The 6721-nt window shown below is 71.6% G+C and carries 5 protein-coding genes; 3 read left to right on the plus strand and 2 right to left on the minus strand.

All coding sequences use genetic code 11. From position 1 onward, the window contains the following. Window positions 1-41: 41 nt before the first annotated feature. Entirely contained in the window at window positions 42-3713 is a 3672-nt protein-coding gene (locus PMI14_RS27220; RefSeq protein WP_007859553.1) for a DEAD/DEAH box helicase, read from the minus strand. A 194-nt stretch (window positions 3714-3907) separates the two neighbouring features. Between PMI14_RS27220 and PMI14_RS27225 the strand changes: the two genes are divergently transcribed. The 3 genes from PMI14_RS27225 to PMI14_RS27235 are packed head-to-tail and all read left to right on the plus strand — an operon-like array spanning window position 3908 to window position 5566. Then, the gene (locus tag PMI14_RS27225) at window positions 3908-4429 is read left to right on the plus strand and encodes an N-acetyltransferase (RefSeq protein WP_007859554.1); all 522 of its coding nucleotides are present in this window, start codon (window positions 3908-3910) and stop codon (window positions 4427-4429) included. Further along, entirely contained in the window at window positions 4426-5058 is a 633-nt protein-coding gene (locus PMI14_RS27230) for an FMN-dependent NADH-azoreductase (RefSeq protein WP_007859555.1), read from the plus strand. The genes PMI14_RS27225 and PMI14_RS27230 overlap by 4 nt, the downstream gene beginning before the upstream one ends. Before the next feature lie 40 nt (window positions 5059-5098). Beyond that, window positions 5099-5566 (plus strand): carboxymuconolactone decarboxylase family protein, encoded by a 468-nt coding sequence (locus PMI14_RS27235; RefSeq protein WP_007859556.1) that lies wholly within the window; start codon window positions 5099-5101, stop codon window positions 5564-5566. A gap of 4 nt (window positions 5567-5570) precedes the next feature. On the opposite strand, the gene PMI14_RS27240 is transcribed toward PMI14_RS27235, so the two are convergent. Continuing rightward, a partial coding sequence (locus PMI14_RS27240; RefSeq protein ID WP_007859557.1) for a PLP-dependent aminotransferase family protein occupies window positions 5571-6721 on the minus strand: 1151 nt, incomplete at its 5' end.

Here is a 6721-nt window from a genome sequence, read left to right on the forward strand (position 1 = left end):
CCGAGCCAGGCAGGCGATCAATCCGCCGCCCGCGTCCCGATTCACCCGAACGGTCGCTTGGGCACCTGCCGGGCCAGCTCCGCAAAGTGGCCCACGCTGCCCCAGGCAGTGCGCGAACCGACCACGTACAGCCGCGACTTCGCGCGCGAGGCCATGACGTTGAGGATGTTGGGCACGCCGCCGGCCCACTGGCGGGCGCCCTTCTCGCCCGCCATGGGCGCGCCCAGCACGGCGATCACGGCCTCGGCTTCCTTGCCCTGGAAGGTGTGGATGGTGCCCACGCGCTCGTCGAGCCATTTGCGCGCATCGACCCCGAAGAGCTCGAACAGCTGGGGTTCGGCGCGCAGCAGCAGGCGCATTTCCTGCGCCACCACGCGGAACGGGCAGATCACGTAGATGTCCGGGTTCTGCACGCCGGCGCGGGCCAGCTTGCGCAGCATGCGCATGACCACCTGGCCCTCTTCGGCGCTCCACTTGGGGGCGCTGGCGGTGGAGCTGGTGTCGGGGTCGAACCAGGCGGAGGGGCCCAGCACGTCGGCGACATCGCCCACGCTGTCCGGCCCCATGGCCGGCACCATGCGGTTGTCGTAGGCAATTGCGTTGGACACGCCGAACATGGGTTCCTGGAAGCGGCGGCGCACCAGCAGCGGCAGGCCCACGGCGCGCGTGCCGTCGGGCGTGCTGAACTGGGCCTTGATGGGGCTGGCGCTGTCGGCCAGGGTCTGCACCGAGGCCTGCGGTGCACACCAGAGCCCCCGGTCCACGCGTTGCTGCAGGGATATCTGGTTCACCAGGTTGTCGGGGATGGTGACCACGGGCGGAATCTGCAGCGTGTCGCCCACGATGACGGCACGCCGGGCACGCAGCAGCGCGCCCACCGCGGCCTGGGGCGTGGCCTGTCCGGCCTCGTCCACCAGCAGCCAGCCGAACGATGCGGGCGGCAGGTCGCCCAGCATGCGGTGGACGGACGCGAAGGTGGTGGACACCACGGGCACCACCAGGAACAGGCTGGACCACAGGTCCGGCAGCAGCTGGCGCCGCGCCGCATCCGGGAAGGTACCCGACTGCAGGGCCGCCATGAGCACGCCCAGGTTGTGCTCCATCTTGTGGGCCGCAACGGTGACGAAGGCCTTGTGCACGTCGAGCGCGGCGACGAACAGCTTCTCGCGCTGCTGGTGGACCTGGTCGTCGAGCCAGGGCACGGCCAGGTTCCAGGCCTCGTGGCCGCGGTCGAAGAAGGACTCGTCGACGAAGCGGTCACCGATGCGGGCGTAGGCCTCCTTGAGCATGGCACCGAGGTTCTCGGCCTCGCGCTGGGCGGTTTCCAGCTGGGCATTGGTGGCGCCCAGCTCCTCGGCAAAACCCTTTTGCCGCTGCGCGGCGGTCTCCAGCGTGGCCTGTGCCTGCGCTTCGGCACGCACGGCCTCGCGGTGCACACCTTCCCGCGCCGAGGCCTCCGACATCCAGCGCCGGAAGGCTTCGGAGACGAACACCCGCGCCGACACGCCCGGCCGGGCCGCCTGCAGGGCCTGCAGTTCGCGCTCGGCCGCCACGACGGCGGCGCGCGCCTTGCTCGATCCTTCGATGGCCTGGGCATAGGCCGCAGAGGCCGCGCTCAGCGAGCGGGCGATGGCCTTGTGCTTGCCATGCAGCTGGTTGATGTCATCGCGCAGGCGCGCCAATCGGGGTGCCAGGGTGCGCGTCTCTTCCAGCCGGGCCAGGATGGCCTCGACCGAGTGCTTGAGTTCGATGAAGGACTTGCGCGCCCGTTTCCACTGCTGCAGGGCGGCATCGCCACTGAGCGGCCGCTCGGCGGCGACGATGCGGGGCGCCACCATCCGCGGCGGCTGGCCTTCGGCGGCAGGCTCCGGGCGCGAGACGTCCAGCCCGCGCGCGGCCTTGAGGTAGGTGCAAAAGCCGAAATCCTCGTGCAGCCAGAAGCGCTGGCGGAAATCCCGGCGATTGCGGCTGTTGCCGAGTGCGGCGGCCATCAGCCCCCAGGGTTGGTCGGCGGGGTCGGCAGGGAAGTTCTTTTCCTCGCCATACAGCAGGGCCCGGGCGGTGGCGGCAAAGTAGCGCGGGCCGGGCTCGACGCTGCGGCCCGCAGGCAGCTCGCGGCTGACGTTTTCCACCGCCTTGTTGTTGCTCGAGGCGACGAGCACCTCGAAGCCCTTGAGCCGGGGGTCCAGCCCATGCAGGTGCAGGAACTCGCCCTCGCCGACCTGGAAGCGCTGCCCCGTCGGGATGAAGGCCTTGTTCGGATCGTCGAACTCCACCAGCCGGGCCGCGCGGCTCTCCACGCAGTGCGCCACCAGGTCGCGCAGCAGGGTGATCTTGCCGGTGCCCGGCGGGCCGTTCACCGCCAGGATGCCCTGCCTGTCGCCCGCGAACTCGGCGCGCGCCGCATTCACGGCCGCCTGCTGCAGCGTCACCACCGGGTGGCTGCCCCGGCTGGGCCAGCGTGCGGGCGGAAAGCGCGCGGGTGCGATCAGATCGGCAATGCCTGCGGTGTCCTTGAGCAGGTCACGTGCGGGCCCGGGCTTCAGGACGGACAGGTAGCGCAGCAGGGCCTCGGGTGCAGCCCCGCTGTCCACCATGGCGCGCGCCTTGGCCAGGTCATCGAGGTAGAAGGAGTTGATGGGCGGCGAATCGGGCGCCCCTTCCAGCTTGGGGTGGCGGTACAGCCGCGCCACGAAGCTGGGCGGCAGCACATGGTCGGGGCGCAGGCCCAGGGTGGCACACAGCCATGCGTGGTTGTCGTTGATCGCCTTCAGGTCCAGCGGCAGGGGCCGGCCTTCGCCGTCCACCCGGGCCAGGCGCCGGTGCAGTTGCTCGCGCAGCAGCTTTTCGGCATCGGGCCAGCGCGCAAGCGCGCCGGCCTTGCCGCGCAGCACCGCCGGAACGCCCCAGGCAAAGCTGGAGATGGCCACGGTTTCGGGGCCCGCGAGCTGGCCATCCTGGTCCACGATGGCCATGGCGATCGGCGCCCGGTGCCGTTGGTAGGTGCGCGTCTCCTCGTCCTTGCCGAACGAGGACAGCAGATCGGTCATGCACATTTCCATGCTGACCTCGCCGAGCACGACCAGGTAGAACAGCCGGAACGGCGGCTTGTAGGACTGCTCGCCCCGCTGCCACGGCAGGGGTTCGCCATCGACCTTGGCGATGGACGCACGGTCGCCACCGACCAGCGTTGCCGGGTCGGTGTACGCCAGGGGGGCCAGCACCTCCAGCGACAGCCAGGCGGACAGGATGGCGTGGGCCGAGTCCTGCGCGGCATGCAGGCTGGCGGGGGTCGCCGACTCCAGCGCGGCCAGGGCGTCCCGGGCCTCGGTATCGCCGACGGCGCTTGCCACCATCGGCCCCGGTGCCGGCACGGGCACGAAAGCCGGGGCAGCGCCCGGCGCGGCGGGTGCCGGGGCCGTGGCCTGGCCGGCACGTGCGCCCGCCGGCCGCGGCATCGCGGAAGGCAGCGAAAGGGAAAACGGTGCGCGGTCCACGGTACCTGCCAGCCCGTTCAGCGACGGCGCGCGCAGGTCGCCATCGACCGGCGGGCTGCCCCGGCCATCCGGCACGGCACGGGCTGGCGGGCGATGTTCCTGTTCTGCGGCAGTGGCATGGACGACCTCCCTCGGACCTTGTATGGCTTCGTGCGGCATTGGCAGATCGGCAGTGCCCTCCCCGGCATCGGGGCGGTTGGCTGGGGGGGAAGGCATGGCTGTCAAAAAAGGCGCGCAGCCGAGCATGTTACATGCGACAGCCCGCCGTTCCCAGTGCCTGGCCGATGGATGGGCCCAAAAACCTGGTTGGCGGCGCATTGCAGATGGCCCTTCCCGGCCCTGCATGGTCCATGCCAATCGCCAATTCTTGGTGCTACCGCCCCGCCGCTCGCGTCCCTAAAGTCCAGCCCATGGACCCACACGCACCCCTTCCCCCCAGCACCTTGGCGCCATCGGTGGCCAGCCATGCACCCTATGGCCCGGCGTTGCGCCATGCCGACACCGATGCCGACCTGGTGGCCTGCTGGCCCGTGGTGCAGCAATTGCGCCCGCGGCTGCAGAGCGCCGAGGACTTCATCGCCCGTGTGCACCGCATGCGCGCCGACCGCTACCGCATCCTGGCCGCCTGGCAGGACCGGCACACCGCCGTGGCGCTGGCAGGCTACCGCGTGGCGGAGAACCTGATCTACGGGCGCTTTCTGTACGTGGACGACCTGGTCACCCTGGACACCGCGCGCGGCGCGCGCTGGGGCCAGGCACTGATGGATGCGATGGCGCGCATTGGCGAGGCCGAAGGCTGCAGCTGCCTGGTGCTGGACACCGGGCTGTCCAACGCGCTGGCCCAGCGCTTTTACTTTCGCCAGGGGCTGCTGACGCAGGCCCTGCGCTTCGGGCGCCCGCTGCAGGCCGCACCGCAGGGGGCCGGGGCATGACCGCGAACATCCTGCACATCACCTGCAGCGCCCGGGCCGAGGAGTCGCAGAGCACGCGCTTTTCCTACCGCATCGTGGAGCGCCTGCAGCCGGCCGGCGTCACCCTGCGCGACCTGACCTGGGCCCCGCTGCCGCATGTGGACAGCGCCTATGCCCACGCCCTGGCGGGCCGGCCGCCGGGGGAGCATAACGCGCCCCACTTGGACAGCCTGGCCCGGTCGGAGCAGTTGATCGCCGAACTGGACGCTGCCCACGCCATCGTCATCGGCCTGCCGATGCACAACTACACCATTCCTTCGTGCCTCAAGGCCTGGGTGGACCATGTGCTGCGCATCGGCCACACCTTCGCGCCCTCGCCCGAGGGCAAGCGCGGGCTGCTGCGCGACCGGCCGGTGTACATCGCAGTGGCCTCGGGTGGGTTCTTCACCGGGGCCAAGGCCAACCAGCCCGACTTCGTGACGCCCTACCTGCAAGCCGCCCTGAACACCATGGGCCTGCGCACGCTGCATTTCTTTGCCCTGCAGGGCCTGGTCTTCGGCCCCGAGCGCGTGGCCCAGGCCTGGAGCGAGGCCACAGCGGCGCTGGATGCCGTGCTGGCCCCTGCGAGCGCTGCCGCGGCGATCGCCTGAGCGCCTTTCCCCCTTCTCTTTTTTTGATCCAGGAGTACCCATGTCCCAACGCCTTGACCACAGCAAGATCGCCCCCAACGCCGCCAAAGGCTTCTACGCCGCCAGTGCCTACCTATCCCAGTGCGGCCTGCCCACCGTGCTGATCGACCTGGTCTACCTGCGCGTGTCCCAGATCAACGGCTGCGCCTACTGCGTGGACCTGCATTCGCGCGACCTGCTCAAGCACGGCGTCAGCGTGGACAAGCTGGTGCTGGTGCCTGTGTGGCGCGAGGCCGGCGCGCTGTTCGATGCGCGCGAAAGCGCCGCGCTGGCCTGGGCCGAGGTGCTGGCGCGCGTGGACCGGACGGGTGCGCCCGACGAGGACTTCGCCGCCGTCTCCCGCGTCTTCAGCGAGCGCGAGGTGGTGGACCTGACCATGGCCATTTGCCTCATGAGCGCCTTCAACCGCCTGGGCGTGGGCATGCGCCTGGTGCCCCAGGCTGCGGCAGCGGCTGCAGCGGCCGCCTGAGCGCTCAGCCGCGCTGTTGGCCCTCGACCAGGCCCAGGAGCTGCCGGCAGTGCGCGGCAGCCTCGCCCTCGGGCACATTGGCCACCCCCAGCACCAGGCCGGCATGGTGCGGCTGCGGGTCGGCATACCAGGGCGACAGCGGCACCGGGGCCAGGCCGTGCTGGCGTACCCGTAGGGCCAGCGCCACGTCGTCCATCCCCGGAGGCAGGCGCAGCAGCACCGAGAGCCCCGCCGTGCGGCAGGTGGCCGATTGCGCCTGCAGGCTGGCCACGATGGCGTCGCGCCGACTGGCGTACAGCTGCTTCATGCGGCGCAGGTGCCGCAGCAGGTGGCCACCTTGCAGGAACTCGGCCACCGCCTGCTGCAGCAGCGGCGCGGGGGCCGAGCCGAACAGGGCCGCCGCCTCGTCGAAGCGCGCCACCTGCGCGGCCGGCACCACCAGGAAGCCCAGGCGCAGCGACGGGTTGATGGTCTTGCTGAAGGTGCCCACGTGCAGCACGCGCCCGCCAGCATCCTGCGCGGCCAGGGCCGGCATGGCGCGGCCCGGTGGCAGTTGCAGCTCGCCCAGGTAGTCGTCTTCGAGCACCCAGGCGCCGGCCTGCGCTGCCCAGCCGAGCAGGGCCTGCCTGCGCTCCACCGACAGCGTCGCCCCCAGCGGCGCCTGCTGCCCCGGCGTGACCACGGCCAGCACCGCCTGGGGCGCAGCCGCCAAGCCGGCCGCCACGTCCAGGCCCAGCGCATCCACCGGCACGGGCACGCCGGCCACGCCCAGGGCCGCCAGCGTGCGGCGCGTGAGCGGATAGCCCGGGTCTTCGCACCAGGCCTGGCCGCCTCGCAGACCCAGCGCCTGCACGGCCAGCGCGATGGCCGCCGTGTGGCCGCTGGTGATGAACACCTGCGCCGCGCTGCAGGCCATGCCGCGCGCCACGGCCAGGTAGGCCGCGATGGCCGTGCGCAGCAGCGCCTCGCCACGCGGGTCGGGGTAGCGCAGCGGGGCCTCGGCCGACGCCCGCGCGGCGCGCGTGACGGTGCGCGCCCAGACCTTGGCCGGGAAGGCATCCTGCGCGGGCACGCCCATCTGGAACATGCCGCTCACGCTGCGCGGGTAGTTGGCCACCGGGTCGCGCAGCACGGCGGCAGCCGGGCCCGCAGCCA

Origin of the sequence: Acidovorax sp. CF316 (genome assembly GCF_000276605.1) — a bacterium.
GTDB lineage: Bacteria > Pseudomonadota > Gammaproteobacteria > Burkholderiales > Burkholderiaceae_C > Acidovorax.